21 protein-coding genes are annotated in these 25,520 nt (G+C 64.9%); 8 read left to right on the plus strand and 13 right to left on the minus strand.

Annotated features, from left to right (window positions below; genetic code table 11):
- Window positions 1-62: 62 nt before the first annotated feature.
- Window positions 63-698 carry a molybdenum cofactor cytidylyltransferase gene (gene mocA / locus PG881_RS11220; protein WP_257497586.1) on the minus strand — a complete coding sequence of 212 codons (636 nt, stop codon included), beginning with the start codon at window positions 696-698 and terminating at the stop codon, window positions 63-65.
- Between mocA and yqeC the strand changes: the two genes are divergently transcribed.
- Together yqeC and yqeB are read left to right on the plus strand one after the other, a co-directional pair.
- Window positions 697-1,545 (plus strand): selenium cofactor biosynthesis protein YqeC, encoded by an 849-nt coding sequence (yqeC, locus tag PG881_RS11225; protein WP_024945345.1) that lies wholly within the window; start codon window positions 697-699, stop codon window positions 1,543-1,545. The genes mocA and yqeC overlap by 2 nt on opposite strands.
- Before the next feature lie 19 nt (window positions 1,546-1,564).
- A complete protein-coding gene (gene yqeB / locus PG881_RS11230; protein WP_270800010.1) occupies window positions 1,565-3,157 on the plus strand; it encodes a selenium-dependent molybdenum cofactor biosynthesis protein YqeB in 1,593 nt (530 codons plus the stop codon).
- 68 nt (window positions 3,158-3,225) lie between these two features.
- On the opposite strand, the gene PG881_RS11235 is transcribed toward yqeB, so the two are convergent.
- The 12 genes from PG881_RS11235 to fadI form a co-directional block, all read right to left on the minus strand.
- The gene (locus PG881_RS11235) at window positions 3,226-4,149 is read right to left on the minus strand and encodes a DMT family transporter (protein ID WP_270800012.1); all 924 of its coding nucleotides are present in this window, start codon (window positions 4,147-4,149) and stop codon (window positions 3,226-3,228) included.
- Window positions 4,150-4,331: 182 nt separating this feature from the next.
- Entirely contained in the window at window positions 4,332-5,264 is a 933-nt protein-coding gene (gene arcC, locus PG881_RS11240) for a carbamate kinase (protein WP_010633906.1), read from the minus strand.
- Between the two features lie 95 nt (window positions 5,265-5,359).
- Entirely contained in the window at window positions 5,360-6,784 is a 1,425-nt protein-coding gene (gene hydA / locus PG881_RS11245; protein ID WP_270800015.1) for a dihydropyrimidinase, read from the minus strand.
- Between the two features lie 118 nt (window positions 6,785-6,902).
- Window positions 6,903-8,120, minus strand: a complete 1,218-nt coding sequence (locus tag PG881_RS11250; RefSeq protein WP_124252397.1) for a YgeY family selenium metabolism-linked hydrolase — start codon at window positions 8,118-8,120, stop codon at window positions 6,903-6,905.
- 96 nt (window positions 8,121-8,216) lie between these two features.
- Complete coding sequence (gene dpaL / locus PG881_RS11255; protein WP_270800018.1) at window positions 8,217-9,416, minus strand: diaminopropionate ammonia-lyase; 1,200 nt, start codon at window positions 9,414-9,416, stop codon at window positions 8,217-8,219.
- A gap of 132 nt (window positions 9,417-9,548) precedes the next feature.
- The gene (gene ygeW, locus PG881_RS11260; RefSeq protein WP_270800021.1) at window positions 9,549-10,736 is read right to left on the minus strand and encodes a knotted carbamoyltransferase YgeW; all 1,188 of its coding nucleotides are present in this window, start codon (window positions 10,734-10,736) and stop codon (window positions 9,549-9,551) included.
- Window positions 10,737-11,164: 428 nt separating this feature from the next.
- On the minus strand, window positions 11,165-13,099 hold the full coding sequence (locus PG881_RS11265) for a sigma 54-interacting transcriptional regulator (RefSeq protein ID WP_270800022.1): 1,935 nt from the start codon (window positions 13,097-13,099) through the stop codon (window positions 11,165-11,167).
- 216 nt (window positions 13,100-13,315) lie between these two features.
- A complete protein-coding gene (locus PG881_RS11270; RefSeq protein WP_270800024.1) occupies window positions 13,316-14,200 on the minus strand; it encodes an AEC family transporter in 885 nt (294 codons plus the stop codon).
- Window positions 14,201-14,211: 11 nt separating this feature from the next.
- Window positions 14,212-14,769, minus strand: coding sequence for a YaeQ family protein (locus PG881_RS11275; protein ID WP_016350817.1), 558 nt, complete (start codon window positions 14,767-14,769; stop codon window positions 14,212-14,214).
- Window positions 14,770-14,961: 192 nt separating this feature from the next.
- Complete coding sequence (locus PG881_RS11280) at window positions 14,962-15,102, minus strand: TIGR02808 family protein (RefSeq protein WP_005301193.1); 141 nt, start codon at window positions 15,100-15,102, stop codon at window positions 14,962-14,964.
- Window positions 15,103-15,397: 295 nt separating this feature from the next.
- Window positions 15,398-17,545 (minus strand): fatty acid oxidation complex subunit alpha FadJ, encoded by a 2,148-nt coding sequence (gene fadJ / locus PG881_RS11285; RefSeq protein WP_270800026.1) that lies wholly within the window; start codon window positions 17,543-17,545, stop codon window positions 15,398-15,400.
- Window positions 17,545-18,855 carry an acetyl-CoA C-acyltransferase FadI gene (gene fadI / locus PG881_RS11290; RefSeq protein WP_024945337.1) on the minus strand — a complete coding sequence of 437 codons (1,311 nt, stop codon included), beginning with the start codon at window positions 18,853-18,855 and terminating at the stop codon, window positions 17,545-17,547. Before fadI ends, fadJ begins: the two co-directional genes overlap by 1 nt.
- Before the next feature lie 193 nt (window positions 18,856-19,048).
- On the opposite strand from fadI, the gene PG881_RS11295 reads away from it, so the two are divergent.
- The 6 genes from PG881_RS11295 to PG881_RS11320 are packed head-to-tail and all read left to right on the plus strand — an operon-like array spanning window position 19,049 to window position 25,513.
- On the plus strand, window positions 19,049-19,999 hold the full coding sequence (locus PG881_RS11295; protein ID WP_206817502.1) for an AAA family ATPase: 951 nt from the start codon (window positions 19,049-19,051) through the stop codon (window positions 19,997-19,999).
- Between the two features lie 34 nt (window positions 20,000-20,033).
- On the plus strand, window positions 20,034-20,924 hold the full coding sequence (locus tag PG881_RS11300) for a DUF58 domain-containing protein (RefSeq protein WP_257684991.1): 891 nt from the start codon (window positions 20,034-20,036) through the stop codon (window positions 20,922-20,924).
- The gene (locus PG881_RS11305; RefSeq protein ID WP_257684990.1) at window positions 20,909-21,490 is read left to right on the plus strand and encodes a DUF4381 domain-containing protein; all 582 of its coding nucleotides are present in this window, start codon (window positions 20,909-20,911) and stop codon (window positions 21,488-21,490) included. The genes PG881_RS11300 and PG881_RS11305 overlap by 16 nt, the downstream gene beginning before the upstream one ends.
- Window positions 21,487-22,500, plus strand: a complete 1,014-nt coding sequence (locus PG881_RS11310; RefSeq protein ID WP_257684989.1) for a VWA domain-containing protein — start codon at window positions 21,487-21,489, stop codon at window positions 22,498-22,500. Before PG881_RS11305 ends, PG881_RS11310 begins: the two co-directional genes overlap by 4 nt.
- Complete coding sequence (locus tag PG881_RS11315) at window positions 22,500-23,996, plus strand: tetratricopeptide repeat protein (protein WP_257685138.1); 1,497 nt, start codon at window positions 22,500-22,502, stop codon at window positions 23,994-23,996. Before PG881_RS11310 ends, PG881_RS11315 begins: the two co-directional genes overlap by 1 nt.
- The gene (locus PG881_RS11320) at window positions 23,993-25,513 is read left to right on the plus strand and encodes a hypothetical protein (RefSeq protein ID WP_270800062.1); all 1,521 of its coding nucleotides are present in this window, start codon (window positions 23,993-23,995) and stop codon (window positions 25,511-25,513) included. The genes PG881_RS11315 and PG881_RS11320 overlap by 4 nt, the downstream gene beginning before the upstream one ends.
- Window positions 25,514-25,520 lie beyond the last annotated feature (7 nt).

Raw genomic sequence — 25,520 nt, forward strand, 5'->3', positions numbered from 1 at the left:
GGGTTAGACAAGGGGATAAATATGCAAACCAAGGCCGGACAAGCCTCTGCCAGCCGACCCGTTCAGCGCTCGAATGCTTCGTTTTCCAGCAGCGCCTGATAGCGCTCCGGGGTGTCCACATCCTGCAGGATGGCGGCGCTCTGCACCTCGATAAAACGATGGGGATGCGCCAGCAGCCAGCGGCGCACCGAACCCTGTGCCGGCGCTGCTGCCAGCGCTGTGGCAAGGGCTCTTGGCAACAGCACAGGGTGGCCCGCCTCCCCCTGATAGGAGGGAAAGAGGGTCTCATCCCCCCGCGCCTGCCAGAGCGTGCGGTACACCTCGGGGGGGATGCAGGGCAGATCGCCGTGGCTCACGAAGAGGTGATCGCTGCTACAGGCGGCGAGTCCCGCACGGATGGAGCTGCCGAGCCCCTGTGCATAATCATGGTTGTGTACCAGCAGGATACGGGGGTGATTGGCGTAGCGACTGATCAGCTCATCGGCGCGGTGCCCCACCACCAGAATGACCCGGTCACACAGCACCAGGGCATTTTTGAGACTCTCATCAAGAATCGTGCTCTGGCGATACGGTAGCATCAATTTCCACGCGCCCATTCGTGATGAGAGCCCGGCCGCCGTAATTAGGCAGTCACACCGCTCGCGCGAATGCCAGTGCTTCTCACTGACCGCGCCTCTATTTTCATCGGTCGTCGCCATGGCTATTTCATCACCTATTCTGCTCACCTCGCCAAATATCGAGAGTGTATTAAACCCGCTCACCGAAAATATTGATGGGCGTACCACTTTAATTAGTCTTTGCGGCGCCGGGGGGAAAACCAGCACCCTCTTCTGGCTGGCCGACTATTTCCATCAACAGGGCAAGAAGGTGCTGCTCACCACCAGCACCCGGATGTTTCTGCCCGCCCCCTCCTCTCGGCGCACCCTGCTGATCGAGGCCGACCCCATCCGGCAGCTGACCCGCTGCCAGGCCCTGCCCGATGAGCCGATGCAACTGGTGCTGTTCAGCCACCTCGATCGGGCCAGCGGCAAGGCGGTGGGGCCGAGCCCTCAGCAGATCGATCTGCTCAAGGGGCAGCAACGCTTCGACATCATCCTGGTGGAGGCGGACGGCGCCCATCACAAGTTATTGAAAGCGCCCGCTTTGCACGAACCTTGCATTCCTCAGCACAGTGATTGGGTGATCGCCCTGGTGGGCGGCGCCATGGTGGGCGCCAGCGCCGACCCGGCGCAGATCCACCGCTGGGCCGAGTTCCAGGCCCTGTGCGGGATTGCGGCCGGCGAGCCGCTCGACTGGGCCCTGTTTGATCGGCTCATCGCCCACCCCGAGGGGGCGTTCAAGGGCACCCCGCCCGGGGCGCGCCGAGTCTGGTTTATCAATGGCGATTATCAAAATGAGCAGCAGTGGCTGCCCGCCCTGATAAACCTGCTGCAACGCCACCCCGAGCTCCACGCCATCTGGCAGGGGGCCGTGCGTGAACCCGGCGCCATTCATCATGTTTGCTGTCGGCCTGCCCCCGAAGCCGCGCAGTCGCTGACCCGTTAAGGATGATACGAGGTACCTTATGAATCTGTTTGCACACGCTGCCCGACTGGAGCAGGAGAACACCCCCTTTGCCATGGCCCAGATCATCGAGAGTCGCGGCTCCACCCCGCGCCATCAAGCCCAGATGCTGGTGATGGCCGATGGCCGGATCCTCGGCACCATCGGCGGCGGCATGATAGAGCGGCTGGTGATCGAAGAAGCCGTGGCGGCCATTGCCGAGCGCAAGCCGCGCATCTTCCACGGCCGGATGGCGCGCAACGGCGAGCATGCGGTGGGCTCGGATTGCGGCGGCGCCATGTCGGTCTATATCGACGTCTACGGCCTGCGCCCCCGCCTGGTACTGATCGGCGCCGGCCACGTCAACCGGGCACTGGCCCATGCCGCGGCGCCGCTCGGCTTTGACATCCACGTGGGGGATTGCTTCGAGGGGAGCCTCAGCCCAGATCGCTTCCCGGCCGGCACCCATCTGCAGCAGGCCGACACCATCAGCGCGGTGATCGAGCAGCTGGCCATCGAGCCCGCCAACTTCGTCATCATCGCCACCAACCATCAGGACAAGGAGGCGCTGGATCGGCTCATCAGCTGTCCCCTCGCCTACCTGGGGCTGCTCGCCAGCAAGCGCAAGGTGCAGACCTTCACCCAGGCCCTGCGCCAGCAAGGGGTGAGTCAGGAGCAACTGCAACGGCTGCACGCCCCCATCGGCTACAACATAGGTGCCGAGACCCCCGAGGAGATCGCCATCAGCATCCTCGCCGAGCTGCTGCAGGTGAAAAACGGTAAATCGGGTGGCCTGATGCAGGATGACGTGCGCCTCAAGCGGGACCAGCTGGTGGTGATGCGCGGCTCCGGCGATATCGCCACCGGGGTGGCGCTGCGCCTCTACCATGCCGGCTTCAAGGTGGTGATGCTGGATCTCGACAAGCCCACCGTGATCCGTCGCACCGTCGCCTTCGCTCAGGGGATGTTCGACGGCGAGACCCGCGTCGAAGGAGTGCAAGCCAAGCGGGTCGAGAGCGTCGAGCAGGTGTTCGAGCAGCTGGATCTGGGCATTATCCCGCTGCTGGTTGACCCCGACTGCGCCACCCTCGCCGAGCTCAAGCCCCGCTATCTGGTGGATGCCATCTTGGCCAAGCAGAACCTCGGCACCCACAAGGAGATGGCCCCCATCACGGTGGCCCTCGGCCCGGGTTTCGAGGCGGGGCGCGACTGCGATGCGGTGATCGAGACCAACCGCGGCCATCATCTGGGCCGGGTCATCTATCAGGGCCCCGCCCAACCCAATACCGGCATTCCCGGGGTGATCGAGGGACACTCCGCCCGCCGAGTGGTGCGCGCCCCTGTCGCCGGGGTGATGAAGAGCATTATCAAGCTCGGTGATCTGGTGCAGGAGGGAGATGTGATCGCCCATGTGGGGGACGCCCCCATCATAGCGCCGCTCTCCGGCATGGTACGGGGATTGCTCAGCGATGGCATCGAGGTGACCGTCGGCTTCAAGATCGGTGACATCGATCCGCGCGGCGAGCGGGCCGATCCCACTACCGTCTCTGACAAGGCGCGAGCGATCGGTGGCGCCGTGCTGGAGGCCATGATGCATCTGGCCCAGCGCAGATAAGCCAGCGCGCCAACACAAAGGGCCCGCCATGATGGCGGGCCCTTTTTATTTCGTTGCCGACAATCAACTCAGCCGTGCTTGACGCGGGTCTCCCCCGCCACCGACACCAGGGACCGTTTGCCCTTGCGGCTGATGACGACCAAGGCCAGTACGATAAGGCCAATGCCGCTTCCCTCCACCGGTCCCGGATTTTCACCGAGCAGCCACCAGGAGAGCAGCACGCCGCTCACCGGCACCGCCAGGGTGCTGAGCCCGGCTATCCCGGCCGGCAGCTTTTTCAGCACGAACAGCCAGAGGCTCCAGGCCAGCGCCGTGGCGAAGATGGCGCTGTAGGCGAGCGCACCAAACACATAGGGCTGCCAGTCGATGGGTCGCTCCGGCACCAGTGCCGCTACCAGTGCCATCACCAGGGTGGCGTAGATCATCTGCCAGGTGGTGAGGGACATCAGATCCACCGACGGGTGGCGGGCATACATCCGCTTGGCGATGATGGCGCTGATCCCCCAGCAGATGCCGGATGCAATCCCCAGCAGCGCGCTCTTCATGGAATCCAGGTGCAGTTGCCAGGGCTCGATCACCAACAGCAGGCCGCAAGCCGCCACCCCGACCGCCAGATAGTGGAGCTTGCGCATCCGTTCACCCAGGAAGAGCGCCGCGAAGATCACCACCCAGAACGGCATGGTGTAACTCAGAATGGCCACCTTGCCCGCCCCGCCGCTGATGAGCGCCCACTGGGCCAGCCCCACCATGCCGCAGGTCTGGAACAGGGCGATGGCGAGGGTATAGCGAAACGGGGTGGGCTTGAGATAACGGCGGCCGCGCAGGCACTGTACCAGCAGCAACACCAGGGATCCGCACAGGCAGCGCAGGGCGGTGAACTCGAATGCCCCCGCGTAGAGCATCACCTGCTTCATCACGATCCAGCTGTAACTCCAGATGGCGGTGAGCAGGACCAATCCCCCCAGCGCCGCCATGTTCAACTTGCTATTCATTGTGCTGCCTTGTTGCTGCGGCCGGTGCGTCCGCCATTCGGGGCGCCATCTTACTCCTCTGCCGTCCCCCTGCCCACTGCGGATAAGAGCTGGCCGGCCCATGCTTCCCGCCAGCCAATCCCTGGCACCAGTCAAAAGAAAAGGGGCCTTGGGCCCCCTGTTTGCAACCATCAAAGGCGAGGCTACAGGCTGATCAGGGTGCCGGTCTTGCCGGCAATGCCGTCAGCGGCCTTCTCCAGCAGGGTGATCAGGGATTTACGCCCCGCCATGGAAGTGGCGAACGAGAGCGCCGCCTCCACCTTGGGCAACATGGAGCCCTTGGCAAACTGCCCCTGGGCGATAAAGCTGTTGGCATCGGCCACGCTCAGGGTATCGAGCCACTGCACCTCGGGCTTGCCGAAGTTGATGGCGACCTTCTCTACCGCGGTAAGGATGATCAGCATGTCAGCATCGATGAGCTCCGCCAGCCTGGCACTGGCCCAATCCTTGTCGATCACCGCGCTGGCACCGCGCAGGTGGTTGCCCTCCCGCAGCACCGGAATGCCGCCACCACCGACAGTGATCACCACCTGACCGGCGGCCAGCATGGCGGAGACGGTCTCTTTCTCGATGATGTCGATGGGTTTGGGAGACGCCACCACCCGGCGATAGCCGCGACCGGCATCCTCTTTGAGCCGCTCGCCCTTGGCCATCAGCGCCTCGGCCTCCTCCTTGCTGAAGAAACCGCCGATGGGTTTGCTGGGGTCGAGGAAGGCGGGATCGTTTTTATCCACCTCCACCTGGGTCACCAGGGTGGCCACCGGCTTGTGAATGCCGCGCTCAAGCAGGGCCTCGCGCAGGGCGTTTTGCAGGTCATAGCCGATGTAGCCCTGGCTCAGGGCCACGCAGACCGACATGGGTAGATGGGGCGCTTTAGGGTCGTGGCGGGCCGCCACCTCGAACGCCTGCTGGATCATCCCCACCTGCGGGCCGTTGCCGTGGGTCACCACCACCTCGTGCCCCTGGGCGATCAGGTCGGCAATGGTGCCCGCCGTGCTCTGCACCGCCTTCATCTGCTCGGGCAGGTTGTTGCCCAGCGCATTGCCGCCAAGGGCCAGTACGATTCGCTGTTTCATCTTGTTATCTCCAGTGAGGGGACAAGCCGGCGCGATACCGGCCCACCTTTTGTTGTGCACATAAGCTTGCGGGTTAGCCTGTTTCGAACGGATTGTCAGCCTGCCACTGTGGGACAAGGCGAGTGCCGATCCGGCGCCAAGGCCGGATCAAAGGGCGCTCTGGCCAGAAAACGGCCGTGACCACGGCGCCCCAGAAACTCGCCATCGCGAGCCACTGTCTCGCCGCGACTCAGGGTCAGCCTGAGCCGACCGGGGCAATGCATCCCCTCGTAGGGGCTGTAGTCGCCGTTGTCGTGCAGGGCGGCGTGACGGATCAGGGTCTCGCCACGGGGATCCATCACCACCAGATCGGCGTCAGACCCAAGTTGCAGGCTGCCCTTGCGCGGCCAGAGGCCAAACAGGCGCGCCGGGTTGGCGCTGGTGAGGGCCACGAAGCGGGACGGCGAGATGCGCCCGCCGAGCACTCCGTGGGCAAACAGCAGCAGCATCCGGTTCTCCACCCCGGGCAAGCCGTTGGGACAGCGGCTGAAATCGCCACCCGACAGGGTCATGCGCTGGGCGTGGGAGAAGTTGCAGTGATCGGTCGCCACCGTGTCGATGTCACCCGCTGCGATGCCGACCCACAGCTTGTCCTGCTCACGGCGCGAGCGCAGCGGCGGGCTCAGCAGATAGTCGACCCCGTTCTCCTTGTAATAACACTGCTCATCGAGCAGAAGATATTGCGGGCAGGTCTCCACCCAGACCGGCTGCTCCTGACGGCGCGCCAGTTTCAGATACTCCAGCCCCAAGCCGTTGGAGAGGTGGACGATATAGAGCGGCGCATTGCCAGCGAGCCCCGCCAGATTGATCATCCGGGCAATGGCCTCCGCTTCGCACTCCAGCGGGCGGCTTTGCGGGTGATACCAGGGCTCACAGTGGCCGGCGGCCAGCAGGGCCGCCCGGCGCGCCGCAATGGCGGCGTCGTTCTCGGGATGGACGGTGGCGAGCGCCCCCACCTCTTTGAGGCGGGCCAGGGCGCGCAGCACGTCGTGGTCCCCCAGCTTGTACTGGTAGGTGAGATAGAGCTTGAAGCTGCTGATCCCCTCCTCCTGCACCATGGCGGCCATCTCGTGGAGGATGGCGTCATCCACATGCTGTACGACGCCGTGAAAGCTGTAGTCAATCACCGCCTGATCGGCGGCGTAATCGTGATAGCGGGCCAGCTGGTGATGCAGATTGCACCCCGCCGGGCCAAATCCCATGTGATCGACGATGGTGGTGGTGCCACCACAGGCGGCGGCACGGGTACCGCTGAAAAAATCATCGCAACTGCGGGCAATCCCGACATCGATGTTGAAGTGGGTATGGACGTCGATGCCACCTGGCATCACGTAGCAGCCGCTGGCATCGATCAGCTCGGTTTCGCCATCGGGCTCGATAGCGGCGGCGCGCTCAAGGATCACCCCGTTCTCGATCAGCAGATCCTGACGATATTCACCTTGTGAGTCGACCAGCACACCGTGTTTGATCAGCCGTTTCATCCCCACCACCTCGCACATCCAATCGCGTCAAACAGCAAGGCCCCGCCTGCTAAAGACGGGGCGCTTGCCACACATGCAACAGCCGGACGGTGATGGCCATCACCGCCCGGCAGACCCCTTACTTGTCCAGCTCGGCCAGATAGAGCATGGGGATCACGGCGTACATGGCGGCGCACTTGACCAGATGCTCCTTCCAGGTTTTCTCGTTCGGCGCGTGGGCTTCCGGCTCTTTGCCCGGGCCAAAACCGATGACCGGGATGCCGTGGCGGCCCATGATGGAGACCCCGTTGGTCGAGAAGGTCCACTTGTCCACCACCGGCGCCTTGTTGAACAGCTGGGTGTACGCCTTGGAGAGGGTCTTGACCGTGATGTGATCCTCTTCCACCTTCCAGGTCGGGAAGTAGCACTCGGTCGGGTAGACCAGGCCGGTGTAGGCCGGACGGTCGTACTGGTACATGGAGACCTCGGCGCCGGCGGCTTGCACCGCAGGCAGGGCGCGGATCTCGTCGAGCGCCCCTTGCCAGGTCTCGCCCCAGGTGAGGCGGCGGTCGATGGAGACGGCGCAGCTGTCCGCCACGGCGCAGCGGCTTGGCGAAGTGAAGAAGATCTCGGAGACGGTCAGGGTGCCCTTGCCGAGGAAGTCGTCGTTGCCGAGGTTGTGGCTAAGTTCCTGCAACTCGCCAAGGATCGGGCCCATCTTGAAGATGGCGTTGTCACCGCGCTCCGGCGCGGAGCCGTGGCAGCTCACCCCCTGCACCTCCACGCGGATCTCCATGCGGCCGCGCTGGCCACGGTAGATCTGGCAGTCGGTGGGTTCGGTACTGACCACGAACTCGGGGCGGATCTTGCTCTGCTCGATGATGTACTGCCAGCAGAGGCCGTCGCAATCCTCCTCCTGCACGGTGCCGGTCACCAGCAGGGTGTACTCGTCTTCCAGCCCCAGATCCTTGATGATCTTGCCGGCGTAGACCATGGAGGCCATGCCCCCTTCCTGATCGGAGGCACCGCGACCGCCGACTACCTCGTGATCTTCCATCCCCTCATAGGGGTCGAAGGTCCAGTTGGCCATGTTGCCGACCCCCACGGTATCGATGTGGGCATCCATGGCGATCAGGTGCGGGCCGTGGCCGATGTAGCCCAGCACGTTGCCCATGGGGTCGATCTCCACCTTGTCGAAGCCGACCTTCTCCATCTCCTGCTTGATGCGCAGCACCACCCGCTCTTCATCGCAGCTCTCGCTCGGGATGGCGATCATGTCGCGCAGGAACTGAGTCATCTCGGCCTTGTACTGGTAGGCCTTCTCCAACACCATTTCAAACGGAATTTGCTTGCTCATTGTGTCTCTCCATAACCAACCTGGGGTGCGGGAGTGCGCCTCCCGCCCGCTACTCGTCATGGCACCCGCCGGGCACCATCCTGTTTCAATTCGTGCCTAGTCGCAGGCGGGGTGCTTGCCTTCCCACACCACTTCCCGGTAATGGGCCACGTCGGTGTCCCCTTCGGTGTTGATCACCAGCACCACCGACTGCTCATCGAGCCCAAGCCGGGCCATCAGCGCCGCGCGATCCGGGTGGTGACGCACCGCCGCCAGCACGCCGGTGCCGACCGAGCCGGATTCGCCGGAGATGATGCGGGGATCATCGCCAAGGGGGTTGCCAAGCACGCGCATGCCGAGCGCCGAGACCTTGTCGTGACAGGAGATGAACTGGGTAGTGCAGCCACGCAGCACCGGCCAGCCGAGGGGATTGGGTTCGCCGCAGGCGAGACCGGCCATGATGGTGCGCATGTCGCCCCCCACGTTGACCATCTCCCCCGCCACGCCGGAGCGGTAGATGCAGTCGGCCTGATCCGGCTCGACCACTATGCTGTGCAGGTTCTTCGCCCCGAAGCAGTCCACCAGATAACCGAGCACGCCGCCCGCCAGCGCCCCGACCCCGGCCTGCAGCAGCACGTGGGTGGGCTGCTTGATGCCCATGGCCTGCATCTGCTCGACCGCTTCGTCGGCCAGGGTGGCGTAACCCTGCATGATCCAGGTCGGGATCTTGGTGTAACCCTCCCAGGCGGTGTCCTGCACTATGTACCAGCCGCGCTCCTCGGCCATCTTCATGGTCAGGCGCACTGTGTCGTCGTAGTTCATGTCGGTGACGATGCACTCGGCCCCCAGCGCCAGGATGTGGTCCACCCGCTCCTGGGCCGAGCCCTTGGGCATGTAGACCACCGCATGCTGACCCACCTGCTTGGCGGCCCAGGCGACGCCACGACCGTGGTTGCCATCTGTGGTGGTGGCGAAGGTCATCGGCTCCCTGATGGTGCGCTTGATGAGATCGAAGGTGAAATCCTCCACCGCCACCCCGTATTTTTCACAGAGCAGGTTGGCGATGGCGTAGACGCCACCCAGCATCTTGAAGGCGTTGAGGCCAAAGCGTTTGGACTCATCCTTCACCAGGATGTGCTTCACCCCGATATAGCCAGCGAGCGCTGTCAGATCGCACAGGGGGGTGGGCTCATAACCGGCCAGTTTTTTATGAAAGGCGCGGGCCTTTTGCGCCTGCGCACGGGAAAACAGGGGCAGCGACTCACCGGTAAAGAAACGGTTATCGGCAATCTCCATCTTCAGGGAAAATTGGGACATGAATACCTCGCAAAGAGTCATCTCGCCGGGGATCATCGAGTGAAAAGCGCCCCGGGGAGAGAACCCGTGACAATAATTGCGTGATGACGATGGCCGGGCGGGACTTATTTCCCGCCCGGCCAGGCCAGGCCATTATTTGACGCGTTTTTGCGCCTCTTTAATCAAGCCTTCGAGGGCGGCGCCCGGTGCCGAGAATTTACGGGCGACAATCATGGCGGCGATAATATAGGGCTTCCAGCTCGCCTCTTTATAAGTGGCGATCCGGTATTTCTCGAATACCCCTTCACTCACTTCCCCTTCCTTGCAGGAGACGCCAGAAATATCCGCCGGCAGGCAGTGCATATAGAGTGCCTCGCCCCCCTTGGTGAGGGCCATCATCTCTTCGGTGCATTGCCAATCCTTGTGCTTGGCGTTCTGCGCCAGACAATGCTGCTCCAGCTCCTTGAGGCCAGCGTGATCGTTGGCCCGCAGCAGCTCGGTGCGCTGCTCCATCACCTGATAGGGTGCCCAGGACTTGGGATAGACGATGTCGGCATCCTTGAACGCCTCTTCCATGGAGGTGACCTGACGGAAGCTGCCGCCGGAGGCCTTGGCATTCTCCCTGGCCACTTCGATCACGTCCGGGATCAGGTCATATCCTTCCGGGTGGGCCAGGGTCACATCCATGCCAAAGCGGGTCATCAGGCCGATGATGCCCTGCGGCACGGAGAGCGGCTTGCCGTAGCTGGGGGAGTAAGCCCAGGTCATCGCAATCTTCTTTCCCTTGAGGTTCTCGAGGCTGCCGAAGTGCTCCTGCAGCCAGGCGAGATCAGCCATGGACTGGGTCGGGTGATCAATGTCGCACTGCAGGTTGACCAGCGCCGGGCGCTGGGGCAGCACCCCCTTCTCGAACCCTTCGTCGAGTGCCGCGCCCACTTCACGCATGTAGGCGTTGCCGGCCCCCAGGTACATGTCGTCGCGAATGCCGATGGCATCGGCGCAGAAGGAGATCATGTTGGCGGTCTCACGGACGGTCTCGCCGTGGGCAATCTGGGACTTGCCCTCGTCCAGATCCTGCTGGGTCAGGCCCAGCAGGTTGAGGGCGGAGGCGTAGGAGAAACGGGTACGGGTGGAGTTGTCACGAAACACCGAGATGCCAAGACCGGTATTGAACAGCTTGGTGGCGATGTTTTCGGCGCGCAGTCCCTTGAGGGCCTCGGCCAGTTTGAGCACCAGCGCCAGCTCCTGAGGGGTCTGCTCCCAGGTCAGCAGGAAGTCTTTTTCATGCAGGTTGGACTTGAGTTCATTGATCTCTTTGATTAACTGGTTCACTGCTTTCATCGTTAGCCCCAATCTGTTGATGAGAAATGCATTGCTCCCCTTCCACTCACAGGTCACCGAAACAAGGGCCATTGGGTGAGTTCATCGGTCAGCGTCAAATAAGGGCAATCAATAAGCGTGCCAACGCATAAATAAGCGGGAAATAACCAGAAAAGGCGTCTTGAATGTGAGCCGGCGCACAGCCTGAGGCTATATGGCGCCCCGCCAAGGCAGGTGAGATAGCTTATTTTCAAGCGGATGACTGAGCGCTGCTGAAATAACGAGAGAATAGGGTGAGATAAGTCCAAGCCGGCCCTGATAATTATCAGTCCGGCTATCACCAGAGCCTGCCAATTGATATAAAGCGGGGCCACATTCTCATAATGATAACGCCGCGATTGTCGGTCGCGGCGCGGTGAGGCGGGGCCGCCAGGCGACCCGCTGCGGGCTCAGGCCTGCACGGCTATCTCGTACTTCTTTATCTTGCGATAGAGGGTGGCGATGCCGATCCCGAGTGCCTGGGCGGCCAGCTTCTTGTTGCCAAGACGCAGCAGGGTCTCCTCTATCATCTGCTTTTCCATGTTCTCCAGCCCATTCTCGCTAAGTGGCAGCGCCAACCCGCGCTCGACCTGGCCGGCAGCCGACTCTTGCAGGCTTGCCTCTGGCGATGACCAGGGCGCCCCCGTAGCCGATGCCGGGTTGCCAGCGGCAGGACCCAGCGCAGGGTCGGCCAGCACGCCATGGGGATAAGGGTCGGGCGAGAGCGGCATACGCGCGATCTGCGCCATGCTGCGTGACGGCTCGTCCACCCCACTGCGCTGGTTGCGCAGAATATTGGGGGGCAGCAGGATACTCTCGATCACCTCCCCCGCCTGCACCACGTTCACCAGGTACTCGATGAGGTTGCTGAGCTCGCGCACGTTGCCGGGCCAGCGGTAGCCTTCGAGCAGCGCCATCACCTCCGGGCTCAGTCCCGGATACAGCAGGCCGATGCGGCTGGTGTGCAGGTTGAGGAAGTAGTGGGTCAGCAGCGCCACGTCCCCCTCCCGCTCGCGCAGAGGCGGCAGGTGGATGGGAATGACGTTGAGGCGATAGAAGAGATCCTCGCGAAACTTGCCCTCGGCGATGTACTGCTCCAGATGCTGGTGGGTCGCGGCTATGATGCGAATGTCCACCGGCACCGGCCGGCTGGCGCCGATGGGGGTCACCTCCCGCAGCTCCAGCACCCGCAGCAGCTTGGCCTGCATGGTAAGCGGCATGTCCCCTATCTCGTCGAGAAACAGGGTGCCCTGCTGGGCGGCCTGGATCAGTCCCTGCTTGCCGGTGCTGGAAGCCCCGGTGAAGGCCCCCTTCACGTAACCGAACAGCTCGCTCTCGAGCAGCTGCTCGGGGATGGCGGCGCAGTTGATGGCGATGAAGGGCTTGTCGCGGCGCGGGCTGAGCCGGTGGATGGCGCGGGCCACCACCTCCTTGCCGGTGCCGCTCTCGCCGCACACCAGCACGCTGGAGGGGCTCAGGGCGATGCGATGGAGCAGCTTTTTCAGGGCCCGCATCGGCTTGCTCTCCCCGATCAGCATGCTGACCCCCTCGTCGGGCTCCAGCGGCGGGTTCGGCGTGCCGTGGGACTGGTGAAACGCCATCAGAAACAGCTGCTGGCCCTGCACGTGGTGCAGCTGGCCGATGATCAGCTCCTGGCGATCCCCTAGGGTGACGATGTGCTGCAGGTGGCCGGTCAACCCCTGCTGGGCAAAAGTGAGCGGCCGCAGCCCTATCTCGCAGCCCAGCAGCGCCTCCTGCTGGCAGTTGAGCTGCTTGAGCGCGACCTCGTTGGCGTAGAGCACCTGGCTCTTCTCGTCGAGCAACAGGCAGCCCTGATCCATGTGGTTCATCAGGCTCAGGAAGACCTTGTTGACCCCGTCAGACAGGCCGCGCGAGTCGAGCAGCTTGGCCACGAAGATGCTGGAAATGTGCTGCACATAGTCGCACACCTCCTGCAGGTTGTTGTTGAGGCGGGCCTGCTGCTCCGGATTGAAGGCCACCAGGCTGATCACCCCGATGCAGTTCTCCTCCACCATGATGGGCACCCCGAGAAAGGCCCGCTCCCGGCAGCTCTCCTTGCAACTGCACCCCTCGCAGACCGGATCCTCGCTGGTGTGGGTGACGATCTTCTCGCGCTGATGCTCGATGACGTAGCGCAACAGGCGGGAGTCCCCCTCCAGCTGGCGACCGAAGAACTTGCCGTAAGGGCCGGTTCCCGCCACCCGCACCATGTTGGCGTCCACGATTTCCACTTCCAGTTGCAGCACGCTGGCCAGCATCTTGGCAAAGCGCAAAATGGTGGGCTGGATCTGCATCAACAAACATTGGTTACTGACGGACATCATGTTGTAAATCCCCTGGCTCCCACCCCGGGTGGGATTCATGCTGGCCAGATACTATGCCAATTCGATGGCAGCGACTTCGCCGAGGATCACGAAAAGGGAACTTGCACCCACCCCGCATCCCGGATGTGAGAGCTGGCGCAAGCTGGGGCAGAGAAACGCCAAGGAGCAGGCCGCCCACATCATCTGGTGGGCGCTAAAACGACGAGAAGGGCCGGATCAACTGCTCAGATGCAGGGCCAGCCAGACTGCCAGCGGGATCACCAGAACCGAGAGCGCATTGCCGCCGAGCACGATGCTGGCCACCTTCTCGGGCTGGCACTGGTACTGCTCGCACAGCATGTAGTTGAGCACCGCCGGCGGCAGCGCCACCGACAGCATCAGCAGCGGGATCCAGGCCGGTTGCAGCGGCAGCAGCCAGACTGCCAGCCCCAGGGAGATGCCACCGGCCAGCAGATAGAGCAGGTTGCACTTGAGGGCGAGCCCCAGGTGATCCAGCTCCCCCTCCATCAGCCGGATACCGAGGGCAAACAGCATCAGCGGCACCGAGATCTGGCCGAGCAGAGAGGCGCTGGTCACCAGGTATTCGGGCAGCGGGATGTGCAGATTGGCCACCAGCAGGCCTGCCAGAGCGGCCCACAGCACAGGGCTTTTCAGCCAGAGCCAGCGGGAGGTGTTGGCCGAGAGGATGAACATGCCCACCGAGAAGTGGAGCAGGTTGGAGAGCACGAACAGTATGATGATGGCGCCCAGCTGCTGCTCGCCGAAGGCCAGCACCATCAGCGGAATGCCGAGGTTGCCGGTGTTGCGAAACATGGCGGGCAGGATCAGGGCCGGTCGGCTGATGCTGCGAAGCCTGAGCAGAGAGAGCAGCAGCCCCGGCAGCAGGATCACCAGGGCCCCCGCCGCGATGAGCGAGAGGTGGGCCATCAGATCCAGCGGGTATTTGATCAGCGCCGAGAAGACCAGCGCCGGGGTAAATAGCTCGATATTGGCCCGGTTGACGTAACCCAGCGCGCCGCCCGGACGCAACCTGCCGTAGAGGGCGCCAAGTCCCACCACCGCAAACACCGGAATGACGATATTGAGCAGCGCGCTGAACATGGGCGAGTCCTTTACAGTTCGCGGGCGGGAGTTCCCATCAGCAACACGGGATCCAGGGTCACTTCCTGGCGGCCGTTGCTCACCCAGAGCTGGCCATCGGAGATGGTGCAGGTGAGCTGCATGGTGCGCTCCACCATCTCGGTCAGCGGCAGGGTCTGGCTGTCGGAGAGCTCAATCACGGTGAGGTTGTCGTGCAGGCCGAGTTTGCCCTGGTTCTGCTTCCACCAGACGCTGGTGCCACGGCCGCCGTAGAGGTAGAGCACCACATGACGGGAGCGGTTGCACGCCTTCTTGAGGCGGCGCTCGTCGGGCTGGCCGAGCTCTATCCAGAGTTCAATCTCGTCGGAATAGTTCTTGCGCCAGAGTTCCGGCTCGTCATCGGCGGAGAGGCCCTTGGTGAACTCCAGTCGCTCGGCAGCGTGCCAGGCGAAGGCCGCCAGCCGGATCATCATCCGCTCGTCGGTCTCGGAGGGGTGACGGGCCAGGGTGAGAGAGAAGTCCTGATACAGATTGCGATCCATGTCGGACAGGCTGAGCTGAGCCTTGAATACGGTTGCCTTGAGAGCCATAGAAAACCTTGAATACCTTGGGAAGCGGGCCGAAACGAAAAACTGCGCGCCAGTGTAATCAAAATCGGCGGCCGGTTCGACCTCAAGCAGCACACATTTAGCCCCTGGAGCGCAGATAACTGCCTGCCAAGGCTCAAAAAACAAATGCCAGTCCGAAGACTGGCATTTGGCGGTATGAACGAAAGAAGCGGATCACTTCTCGGCGGACTTGACCCCGAAGGCATTGAGCAGCAGGCAGCAGGTCACTGCCACCGCCACAAACCCGCTCAGGAAGATAAAGGGCATGGCCCCGTATCCCAATACAGTCCAGATGGTTTGTTCAAGCAGACTCATTATGTGTCCTTCATCCAGTGAAATGGGTGTCCCTTTCGTGACGGGGTTATCCCCCCGTTCCTGATGATGCTATTTGACCCCAACCAGCGCCTGAGTCCTATGCCACCAAAGTAATAAATAGGGGGCTAGTTTGAGTTGGATCAACAATTTATCCCTTGCCGAGGAAAAATATGGACGGGATTCAACCAGTTGTCAGCCTGCTGCCCCCGCATTTTCCATCTCGGCGCCAAAAAGAAGGAGGCGACCCCGGGGTCGCCTCCTTGTCGGTTGGCCTGTTGCCGCGAGCGGCGCCCCCTCAATAGAAGCGCTGCTGCTCGGCCGCCATCGCCTTGAGGCGATCGCAGGGGGCGAAGCGGTCGCCGTAGCGCTTCTGGTAGTGCTCAAGGCGCCCCACCAGGTGCTCGATGCCGAGGCTGTCCATGTAGCGGAACGGGCCACCCAGGAACGGCGGGAAGCCGATGCCGAAGATGGCGCCGATGTCGCCGTCGCGAGCCGAGGCCACCACGCCGCTGTCCAGCGCCATGGCCGCTTCATTGAGCATCATCAGCACGCAGCGCTCGGCCAGCTCCGCCTTGGCCAGCTTGGCCTGGGGCGAGATGCCGAGCACACCGTAGACGCTCTCGTCCACCGTCTTCTTGCCCTCTTTGCCGGTGAGCTTGCTGCGCGGGGCCGCCTTGCCGTAGAGGTAGAAGCCCTTGCCGTTCTTGCGCCCTTTTCGATCGTTTTGCAGCAGCTTGTCAAAGGCCGCCGGGGCCTGGAACTGCTCACCCCCCAGCTCTTTTTCGAGGATCGGGGAGATCTTGGCACCCACGTCGATCCCCACCTCGTCCAGCAAGGTGATGGGGCCCACCGGGAAGCCGAAATCGAGCAGGGCGCCGTCCAGCACCTCCACCGGCTCCCCTTCCAGCACCAGGCGCGCCGCCTCGTTCATGTAGGGGGCCAGAATGCGGTTGACGTAGAAGCCCGCCTCGTCCTTGACCACGATGGGGGTCTTGCCCTGGGCGCGGGCAAAGGCCAGGGTGGTGGCGACCGTCTCGGCACTGGTGCCGGCGTGGGGGATGATCTCCGCCAGCGGCATCTTGTCCACCGGGCTGAAGTAGTGCAGCCCCACCACCCGCTCCGGGTGCGCCGCCGCCGAGGCGATCTGGTGGATCGGCAGAGAGGAGGTGTTGGAGGCAAACACGGTGTGTTCGCCGCACTCGCGCTCCACGTCCTTCACCATCTGGTGCTTGAGGGCAAGATCTTCGAACACCGCCTCCACCACCATGTCGACACGGTGGAAACCGGAGTAGTCGAGGGTGCCGGTGAGCAGGCTCATCTGCTTCTCAAGCTCGCTGCGCAGCAGTTGGCGACGCTTGAGCTTCTTGGCCAGGATGTCGTAGCTGTAGCGCATGGCATTGCCGATGCCGCTGCTGGCCACGTCCTTGATCCGCACCGGCACGCCTGCCTTGGTGGCAGTGACGAAGGCGATGCCGCCCCCCATCAGACCGCCGCCCAGCACGGCGGCGTGACCCACCTTGCGCGGTTCCGCCCCCTGATAGGTGACCTCCTTCTTCATCTCGGTGGTGGCAAAGAAGATGGAGCGCAGGGCAGCGGACTCGCTGGTCATCACCAGCTCGCCAAAGTGGCGGGATTCGGCGGCAAGGCCGGCCTGCATCCCCTCTTCCACCCCGATGCGCACCACTTCCAGGATCAGATCCGGGGCCGGGTAGTTGCCGCGGGTCTTCGCCTTCACCCCTTTGCGGGCCTGATCGAACAGCACCTTGCGGCCAAGCTTGTTGGTCTCCAGCAGCTTGCCCTGCAGATCCCGCTTGAGCTCGTGACGGGGCTTGCCCTTCTTGGCCAGCTTGATGGCGGCCTCCAGCAGGATGGAGGGCGGCACCACATCGTCCACCAGCCCCAGTTTCTTGGCCTGCTTGGCCCGCACCTGCTTGCCGGTCAGCATCAGGTCGAGCGCTTTGGCCACCCCGATGAGACGCGGCAGACGCTGGGTCCCGCCGGAGCCCGGCAGCAAGCCCAGTTGCACCTCGGGCAGGCCTAGCACCGTCTTGCCGTGATCGGTGACCACCCGGCCATGGCAGGCCAGTGCCAGCTCCAGCCCGCCGCCGAGGCAGGGGCCGTGAATGGCGGCGATCACCGGGATGGGCAGCGACTCGATCTCGGCGAAGATCACCTGCCCTTCCCGCGACAGCGTCTCGGCATCCTTGGCGCTGGTACAGGCCGCCAGCATGCTGATGTCGGCGCCGGCGATGAAGGAGTCCTTCTTGCCGGAGACCACCACCAGGCCGATCAGCTCTTTATTGGCTTTCACCTCGGCCAGCACCGCGCGGATCTCCTCTACGAAGGCGGCCTTCAGGGTATTCATGCTCTCGCCCGGCACATCCATGGTGAGAATGCCGATGCCATCCTGGCGTACCGCCAGGGAAAAAGTCTTCTCGCTCATCACTCTACCTCCAACACCATGGCCACGCCGAGACCACCCGCCGCACAGGCGGTGTTAAGCCCCAATCCCCCACCCCGGCGCCGCAGCTCGTGCAGGGTCTGGGTGATCATGCGCGCACCGGTCGCGGCAAAGGGGTGACCAAAGGCCAGCGAGCCACCGAGGACGTTGAATTTGTCCATGTCCACCTCGCCGATGGCCTGATCGCGACCCAGCTTGCTCTGGGCAAACTCTTTGCTGGCAAACATCTTGAGGTTGGCCAGGGTCTGGGCAGCGAAGGCCTCGTGCATGTCGATCAGGGTCAGGTCGGCCAGCGTGATGCCGGCGCGGTCCAGCGCCAGCGGGGTGGCGTAGGAGGGGCCCATCAGCATGTCCTGCCACACGTCGATGGCAGAAAACGCGAAACTGCGGATATAACCGAGCGGCTCGAGGCCCAGCTCGCGGGCCCGCCCTTCGCGCATCAGCAGCACGGCGGCGGCGCCGTCGGTGAGCGGGGTGGCGTTGGCGGCAGTGACGGAGCCGTGCACCCGGTCAAACACCGGCTTGAGCTTGGCGTAGCTCGCCAGATCCGAGCTTTCGCGGATGTTGTTGTCTCGCTCCAGCGGCGCCTTGTAGGGCGGTACGTGGGCGGTGAACACCTCGCCACTCAACTTGCCATCGGCCCAGGCCTGGGCGGCCAGGGTATGGGAGCGGTGCGCCAGCGCATCTTGCGCCTCGCGGCTGATCTGGTGGCTCTTGGCCATCTGCTCGGCGGTCTGCCCCATGGAGAGACCGGTGGAGTACTCGGCCACGGCGGGCGGCACCGGCAGCAGATCCTTGACCCGCAACTGGCGCAGGATATTGAAACGCTGCTGCAGATTGCGCGCCTTGTTGAGATCCACCAGGGCGCGGGCCAGCTTCTTGCTCACCCCGATGGGCAGCACGGACGAGGAGTCAGCGCCGCCGGCGATGGCGATGTCCACCGTGCCGGCCATGATGGATTCGGTGACGTTGGCGACGGCCTGGAAACTGGTGGCGCAGGCGCGCGACACGCTATAGGCATCAGTGCTGACGCTCATGCCGGTGCCAAGCACGATCTCACGGGCAATGTTGGGGGCTTCCGGCATCTGTACCACCTGGCCGAACACCAGCTGGTCGATGAGCTTGGGATCGAGATCGGTGCGAGCGAGCATCTCGCTCACCACCAGTTTGCCCAGATCCACCGCAGGCACGCCGTGAAAGGCGGTAGCCTGCTTGGCAAAGGGAGTGCGCAAACCCGCCACGACGGCAATCCGTTCGCCCTGGCGAGTCGTCAGTTTCAATGGCTCTTTCATCCTGGCTCCTTGGTTAAACGAGAAGACTAAAGGGAGAGGTCTGACCTCATTGCGCCACATCTTAACAATCCACTCACAAATTTCATACGGCTGATTGAAACTAAATTGCCGCCATCTTGGCCCCCTCCCTCGCCCTTGTGCGCCAACTGGAGTATAAAAAGATCAACTTCTATGAAAACAACGGGTTTATTGCATGGCAGCGGCCGAGTTCAGACAGCTTGGGGACTATCTGGGTAGTCAAATTCTGGGACAGGGCCCCCTCATCGAGGGGCTGCTGATCGCCCTGTTATGTGAAGGACATGTGTTGATCGAGGGGGCCCCCGGTCTTGCCAAGACCCGGGCCGTCAAGGCGCTGGCCGGCGCGGTGGAGGGGCGCTTTGCCCGCATCCAGTTCACCCCCGACCTGCTGCCTGCCGATCTCACCGGCAGCGAGGTGTTTCATCCCCAGGATGCCAGCTTCGTGTTTCAGCCCGGCCCCCTCTTCAACCACCTGGTGCTGGCGGACGAGATCAACCGGGCGCCGGCCAAGGTGCAGTCCGCCCTCTTGGAGGCGATGGCCGAGCATCAGATCACCGTGGGCAAGAAGAGCTGGCGCCTGCCGCCGCTCTTTATGGTGGCCGCCACGCAGAACCCCATAGAACAGGAGGGGACCTATCCCCTGCCGGAGGCCCAGCTCGATCGCTTCTTGCTCAAGCTGCTGGTGGACTACCCGAGCCCCGCCATGGAGCTGGCCATCCTCCAGCTCAACGCCCGTAGCGACACCCTGCCGACGCCGCCGCTCACCCTGAGCCAGGCCGATCTGCTGGCGGCCCGCAGCGCGGTGCAGGCGGTGCAGATGCAGGGGCGCCTCGAGCACTATCTGGTGCAACTGGTCTGCGCCACCCGCCCCGGCAGCGGCCTGTGTCCGGAACTCGAACCCCTGGTCGCGGTGGGCGCCAGCCCCAGGGCCAGCATAGGTCTGGCCAGAGCGGCTCGCGCCAGGGCCTGGCTGGCCGGACGGGATTTCGTGCTGCCCGAAGACATTCAGCAGCTGGCACCGGCCGTTTTGCGCCATCGCCTCATCCCCAGTTATCAGGCGCTGGCGGACAACCTCGACAACGAGGCGCTCATCACCCTGCTGCTGGACGCGATCCCATGCCCCTGAGCTCGCTCGTTTCCTCTGTGCGAGCCCTGTTGCCATGACGCACGCCGCCGATCCCCTCGCCCATCCCGATATCGCCCTGCCGCTCGCCAGACTGCTGGCGATCAGGCTGTGGGCCCGGCAGGGACCGCGCTCGCGCATTCAACCGGTGGCGCAGGGGCGGCTTGGCCGCACGCCGGGACTCACCTTTCGCGAGCTGCGCGCCTATCAGGCCGGCGACGAGGTGCGCCACATCGACTGGCGGGTGACAGCTCGTCTTGGTCGACCCTATACCCGGCTCTACAGCGAGGAGCAGGATCAGGCCCACTGGCTGCTGCTCGATCTCTCCCCGGCCATGTACTTTGGCTCTTGCCACCAGCTCAAGGCGCGCCTGGGTTGCGAGCTGGCCGCCGCCCTGCTCTGGCAAGGGGAAAAGCAGGCCAACACCCTGATCTGCCACGGCGTGGAGTCACACCTGCAACACCAGCGCGGCCCCCTGGTGCCCTTGCTGGAGGCCCTCTGCCACCACTACCGGCTGGGGTTGGCGCGCACGCCGCCCCCCCACGCCCTGGCCCATACCCTGGCCCGGCTCAGCCTGCCCCACGGTGCCAGATTGACCCTGATCACCGATCACAGCCCCCTCGACGAGGCGCTCTGCCGCCAGTTGCAACTGCTCGGCCGGCGCCACGACCTGCATTGCTGGCAAATTCGGGATCCGCTGGAGGCAGCCCTGCCCGCCCAGGGCCGCCTGGCGGTGCGCGCCGGCCAGCAAAGCGGCTGGCTCGAGGCCGGCGAACCGGGGTTCGCCTGGCGCTATCAAGAGGCCGCCGAGCAGCTGGCCCGCCAGAGCCATCAGCAACTGCTGCCGCTGGTGCAGCGCCTCTACCGGCTCGACAACGGCCAGCCGCTGCAACGCCAGTGGCAGGAGGGGGCATGCCGTCAATTCTGAACTGGCTCGCCAGCGCCGTGCCGGGCAGCAGCGTCCCCACCTCGCCGCTGGCGGCCCAACTGCGCGACATTCACCCCGGCCCGCCGCTGCAACTGGCCTCTGATCCCCGCCTGCTGGGCTGGTGGTGGCTGCTGATCGCGCTGCTGGTCGGCGCCATGATCATCCTCGGCGGGCAGAGCCTGCTGCGTTATCACCGCTGGCGGCGACAGCTCGACTGGCAGGCCCCCGACCTGGTGCCCCAGCTGCAAGCCGTGTTGCGCGAGGCCGTGCTGCCCCGCTGGCCCGAGGCGGCTTCCCTGCAAGGAGAGCCCTGGCTCGTCTTTCTTGATTCTCTGGGGCTCGATGCTCTGGGGGGCAGCCGCTTTCACGAGCTGGCCCCGCACTGGTCTGCCTGGCTCTACGGAGGTCAGAGCCCGGATGCGCAGCAGCGCCAGGAACTGCGCCGGGCCTACCTCGCCTGGGGACGTCACTGCATCTGCCCGCCAGCCTGGTTGCTGGACCTGCGCACTCGCTGGCGGCGGGGGCGAACCCGCCTGAGCGGCACGCACGTCGGGAGAGAGCCATGATCCTCGCCTGGCCCTGGTTTGCCCTGGCGCTGGCGCTGCCGCTGCTGGTGCGCTTTGGTCTGCCGCCCCGCCCCAGCGGCGCACATGATCCTGGCGTATTGACCCATGCCGGCTTTCCCTTGCTGCGCCCCCATGCCGGCCAGCCCCTGTGGCGAATGGCGCTGTGCTGGTGCGCCCTGGTGCTGGCGCTCTGCCGCCCCCAGTGGCAAGAACCGCCTCAGGTGAGCTACCAGAGCAGCCGGGATCTCATCCTGGCGGTGGATCTTTCCGACAGCATGCGCACCCAGGACATGCTGGATGAAGGGGAGCAAAAAGACCGGCTCAGCGCGGTGCGCCAGCAGATAGACAGGCTCATTGCCGCCCGCCCCGGCGATCGCATCGCCCTCATCGTGTTCGCCGATCACGCCTACCTGCTCTCGCCCCTGACCCAGGAGACCAATGCCCTGCTCGGTTTGACCCGCGAGCTAGATTTCGAGCTGGTGGGACGCACCACCGCCCTCGGCGAGGCCATCCTGCTTGCGCGCCAGCACAAGGCCCCCAATCGCTCTACCGCCCTGTTGCTGGTCACCGACGGGCGCAACACCGCTGGCAGCGCCGATCCCCTGCGCGAGGCCAAGCAGGCCGACGCCGCAGGTATTCGCCTCTATACCCTGGGGGTGGGCGCCGATCCGGATACCTTTGCCGAGGCGATGACCCCCGCGCAGGCCCCGGCCCAGAGCGACCCCAGTGCCGAGCTGGACGAATCCCTCTTGCAGCAGCTGGCCGAGGTGGGCCATGGCCGTTACTTTCGGGCACGCACCCAGGGGGATCTCGAGGCCATCAATCAGGCGCTGGACACCCTGGAGCCCGTCGCCACCGCGCAGACCCGCTATCGCCCCAACCTGGAGCTCTACCCCTGGCCGCTGGCGCTGGCCTGGCTGCTGCTGAGCTGGCCCACTAGGTTGCGCTGGCCGCTGCGGCTGAGCCGCAAAACCGCACTGCCTGACACCCCTTCCCGAGGCGCCCCATGATGGAGCTCACCCTGCTGCGCCCGCTCTGGTTGCTGGCCCTGCTGCCCTGGCTGTGGCAGGGATGGCGCCGTCGTCGCCAGGCGCCGCTGCTGGCCCCCGCCATGCAGGCCTATCTGCTGCCGGGGCAGCGGCGCCACTTTCCCTGGCTCTGGCTGGCCGGCCTGCCGCTGATCCTGGCCTTGAGCGGCCCGGCCCTGCGCCAGCAGAGCCAGAGCGTTCCGAGCCCGGCCCTCGACATCTGGCTGCTGGATCTCTCCCGCTCCATGCTGGCCACCGATCTGCTACCGGACCGGGCCACCCGGGTGCGGGTGTTGCTGCAGGATCTGCTGGCTGACCGAGCGCAGCAGGAAGCGGCCCATCCCATCGCCCTCATCCTGTTTGCCGGGGATGCCTACCTCGCCATGCCGCCGACCCGGGATCACCAGGCCCTCGCCCTGCTGCTGCCCGACCTGCGCCCGGCCATCATGCCAAGGCAAGGCAGCGCGCCCGAGCGTGCGGTGGCGCTGGCGCTCAAGCAGATCCCCGCCGGCCAGCAGGCCCGCCTGCTGCTGATCACCGACGACCTGACCGCCCGTCAGGCCGAGCGGATCAAGGCGGTGTGGCCCTGCCAGGGCAGCCTCTTTTGCCACGCCCAGGTACAAGCGCGCCTCGACGTCTTGCTGGTCAACAGCGGCCAGGCCAGTCGCCTGCCCGCCGCCATGGGCGGTGGCTTCGGTCGCACCCTGCCGGCCCCCGACGTGGCCACCCTGCAACAGTTGGCCGGCGATCTCGGCGGTCAACTACAGTGGCTGCAACAGGAGGCGCCACGCTTTGCCCCCCTGCCCATGAGCCAGAGCACAGGCACACACCAGGCCATGGATCTCGGCCCCTGGCTGCTGCTGCCCCTGCTGCCGCTGGCGCTGCTGGCCCGCATTGGCACCCTCTGGCTGGTGCTGGTGGGGGCGCTGCTGCTGACGCCACCCTCTCTGCAGGCCAATCCGGCGGTTGCCAACCCGCCCCCGGTCGGGGACAACCTGGCCTGGCAGGCCTTCTTGCAGAAGCGCTATCAGGAGGCCGCCCGCGCCTTTGCGGATCCCGTCTGGCAGGGCAATGCCTGGTATCGGGCAGGCGACTATGCCAAGGCGGCGGCCGCCTATGGCCGGGCCAGCACCGCCACAGCCCATTACAACCGGGGCAATGCCCTGGTGCAGCTCGGTCAGCTGGCGGCGGCCGAGCAGGCCTATCTGGCGGCGCTGACGCTGGAACCCAGCCATCAGGATGCGCGCTACAACCTGACCTTGCTGCGCGCCCAGCCGCCCGAGGCAACCCCACAGGCGCAGGATCCCAAGCCCATCGATGCCCCCGAGCAGGCCGCCACCCCGGATGCCCCCCTGCCTCCGTCGCCTCCCGTCCTGCTGCTGGAGCAGCGGCTGCGCAAGGAAGATCAACGCAGGCGCCAGCAGGAGAGCGATCGCGGCCTCGCCCCTGGCAACCTGAAAGGAGAGGATCCCTGGTGAACCGCCTCTTCACTCGTTGCCATGCCCTGTGCCTGTTGCTGCTCTGGCTGATGACGGCGCAGGTTTTTGCCGCCCCGCCCCGAGCCGAGCTGCTGCCGGGGGCCGATCACCGCGACTGGTTGCTGATCATCGAAGCGGACGGGGAGCGCCAGAGCAATGAGCTTGCCATCACCCCCCTGCTGCGTCAGTTCGCGGTGGGCAAGGTGACCATGAGCCGGGTCAGCGCCCCGCAGCAGAGCCTGACCCGCTGGCAGATCCCCCTGCACCTGCTGGATACCAGCCCGCAGCAGGTGCCAGCCCTGCCACTGGGGGCGGAGCAGACGCCGCCCATCCCCTTTCCGCCACGCAGCGAAGCCGGCAACCTGGCGCCAGCGCCTGCCATCTCCCCCATCGAACTGCAGGCCCGGGTGCTGCAGCAGGGGCCGCTCTACCCCGGCCAGCCCTTTGTCTATCAGCTCAGCCTCTGGCTGCCGGCCAACATGGAGGCCCCCAACCTCACCGAGCCGGCCAGCGATGCCTTCACCATTCGCCGCCTCGGCAACGATCAATGGCAACCACCGGCGAGCCCCGGCCTGCCCGGCCGCCTGACCCGCAGCTGGCTGCTGCAGGCCAAAGAAGCGGGGCGCCATCCGCTGGAATCCCCCCGCTTTCAGGGGAGCCTGCCGCAAGATGATGGCGGCAGTGACCCGCTCTCGGCCCGGGCGGCGACCCTGTTCGTGCAGATCGACGAGCCCCCGCTGCAACCGGTGGCGAGCCAGCTCACCCTGAGCCAGCGGCTGGATCCCCCGACGGCGGCCAGAGCGGGTGAGCCGGTGATCCGCACCCTGACCCTCACCCTGGAGGGGGGGGATGGCAGCCGCCTCAATCTGGCACGCCTGATCGGCTCATCCGGCCTGCCCGCCGGCATCCGGGCTAGGCCGGATGGGGAGCAGCAGCAGGAGCGCTATCTCGCCAAGGGGACGCTGCGCTTCGAGCGCGAGTGGCGCCAGGCCTTGACCGTGGACGAACCCGGTGACTACCTGCTGCCCGCCATCGAGCTGGCCTGGTTCAACACCCAGCGCGGGCGCATCGAATATGCTCGGCTGCCCGCCACGCCCCTGCACATCGCCGCAAGCACGCAGGCGCAGCCGGTGCAGGATGGGCCGAACGACGAGAGCCTGCTGTGGGTCATCTGGGCTCTGCTGCTGCGGGCCTGCTGGCGCCACGGGCCGCGCTGGCACGCCTTCTATCGCCTGCAACAGGCGCTGTGTCGGGCCGATGCCGAGCAAGCCCGGGCCCGCTTGCTGGCGTGGGCCCGCCTGCGCTGGTCACTGCCCCATCCCCGCCTCGATGCCCTGCCCTGTCGCCGCGATCCCGCCCTTGCGCCCCACTTCGCCGCTCTGGAACGAGCCTGTTTTGCCGCCGCTTCCCCTGCTGACAGCCACCCGCCAACCTGGCCGGACTTTGCCAGCGCCCTATGCGGCCACGAAACTTTTGCGATAGCCTATGGCCTCAGGCAACTGGCCAGGATCGGTTGATCCCGGC

Origin of the sequence: Aeromonas sp. QDB54 (assembly GCF_027707385.1) — a bacterium.
Classification (GTDB): domain Bacteria; phylum Pseudomonadota; class Gammaproteobacteria; order Enterobacterales; family Aeromonadaceae; genus Aeromonas; species Aeromonas hydrophila.